The following is a 2,058-nucleotide window of genomic DNA, read 5'->3' as shown; positions in this document are numbered from 1 at the left end:
GCTCGGTCGCGCTGCTCGGCGTCGCCTCGCCGGTCGAGATCGGCAACCGAGTCTGGCTCGATGCCGACCTCAACGGTCGCCAAGACCCTGACGAGCCCGGAATCAATGGCGCTCCGGTTGAGCTCTGGTCGGCTAACCCGAACGCACCGAACGTTCCGGTATGCAAGATCGGCGAGACGACGACGGAGACGACCGACGGCCAGCCTGGTACCTACTACTTCCGTTCCGATGAACCCCGCCTCTCTGAGGTCCCGTGTGACGGACATCTGGCGGTCTCGTTTACGACCGATGGTGACTACGTCGTGGTCTTCCCCGCGGTGGGTGAGACCGGCGGCAACGCCGCCACCGATCCCGTCGAGCTCGAAGGGCCCAACGCAGATAACGCAGGGTTCGTCTCGATGACCTGGGGCGACCTCGAGCGCACGGTTCAGGCGGGCTCTGCCGCGACATCGGTCAACGACTCTGACCCCGATGTCGCCAACGGTTACGTCGGCGTGTCCGTCGGTGGCCCCGGTGCCAACGACCACACCTACGACGCTGGCTGGTACGGAACATCGACCTTCGAGGTCGAAAAGACCGTTGTAGGCAATGGCCCTCCGAGCACGACATACACGGCGACCGTCACTGAAGCGGTCAACTTCCGCGGCGATGACCGACTTGCAGCAGCCGGCCCTTCTGACCCGCAGGTCACCAAGACCAGTTATGCGCTCACTCCTGGCACCCCTGTTGCGGCGGGACAGGACTTGCCCTTCGGCTACGTTCTGACGCTGGCCGAAACTGACCCGTCGCTCCCCGATGAGGCCGTCACGTACGACCCTGCCGATCCGAGCGACCCAAGCCAGGCGCTCGTCGTCATCAGCCCGCAAGCAGAAGACACCGTGCTGAGCGTCGGCATCACGAACTCCTACGGGTCGTTCCAGGTGGTGAAGACCGTCACGGGTGATGAAGAAGCGACTGAAGCAGCATCCGCCGCGATCTACACGGTCAACTGGACGTCAGACGAGCCCGACGTCGCGAGCAATGCGACTTCAGGATCGTTCACGGTGACCGGAGACGGTACGCCTGCTCCCGAGCCGGCACTCAGCTTCCCCGTGGGAACAGAGGTGACGCTCTCAGAGGTGGCGCCCACCAACTTGCCTCCGGGCGTGGTGTGGACCGGTGGCACCTGGTCAGCGGCACCACCGGCAGTGGTCGTCAACCAAGACGGCACGGCCACGGTGACGATCGATGTTGATGGTGAGGACGAGCCGCTGCAGGTGGCGCTGTCGAACGAGTTGACCAACGACCTTGGCACTTTCTCTCTGACCAAAGAGGTCACCGGCTACTTCGACGACCTGACGGCCGAAGAGTACGCGTCGGTCGACATCCCGGTCGAATACAGCTACACCGATCTGGTGACCGACACCGAGGTTGTCGGCACCGCTCATCTGACCCAGGCGAATGACTTCACAGTCACTTCGCCCCAACTTCCGGCAGGCACTGAAGTCACGGTGACCGAAGGCACGCCCACGGGTCTGCCGGTCGACATGCAGATGACGTTCACCAGCTGGAGCGGCGACGGCATCACCTCGACTGACGGTCAGTCGGCGACCTTCACGGTCTCGTCGGAAGGCACCATCGCGCTCGTCGCGACGAATGACACCGAGCAAAAGACCGGCACATTCGAGGTGACGAAGCTGTTCAGCGGCGTCGACCCCGATGACGCGCAGTTGGCTGACGTCGTCATCACGGTCACCTGGACTGATCCCGATAGCGAGACCGGCACGATCGAGCTCACGCAGGACAACGACTGGACCGGGAGCCCAGAAGAGTCCGGTGCGCCGGTAGAGTTCCCGCTCGGCACCGTCATCACCCTCGAAGAGACCGATGTCACAGGAGTGCCGTCGAGTCTCGAATGGACCGATGTCACGTGGTCGCCCGCCGATCCTCAGGATGACACCACGGGTCAGGTCACGCTCTCAGACGAGACCACTGCCGCAGCGGCGACGGTCACGCACGGCACTCAGCCGATCGTCGGCACGTTCGACATCCGCAAACAGATCTCAGACGACAGTGACT

The 2,058-nt window shown here is 63.6% G+C and carries 1 protein-coding gene; it reads left to right on the top strand.

Features of this window, described 5'->3' with window-relative positions:
- A partial coding sequence (locus tag WBQ70_RS13650; RefSeq protein ID WP_423915165.1) for a DUF5979 domain-containing protein occupies nucleotides 1-2,058 on the top strand: 2,058 nt, incomplete at both ends.

Origin of the sequence: Flavobacterium sp. (assembly GCF_049590715.1) — a bacterium.
In the GTDB taxonomy this organism is placed as follows: domain Bacteria; phylum Bacteroidota; class Bacteroidia; order Flavobacteriales; family Flavobacteriaceae; genus Flavobacterium.
Note: the sequence above shows the minus strand (reverse complement) of the source record. Positions and strands in the feature narration are given on the sequence as shown.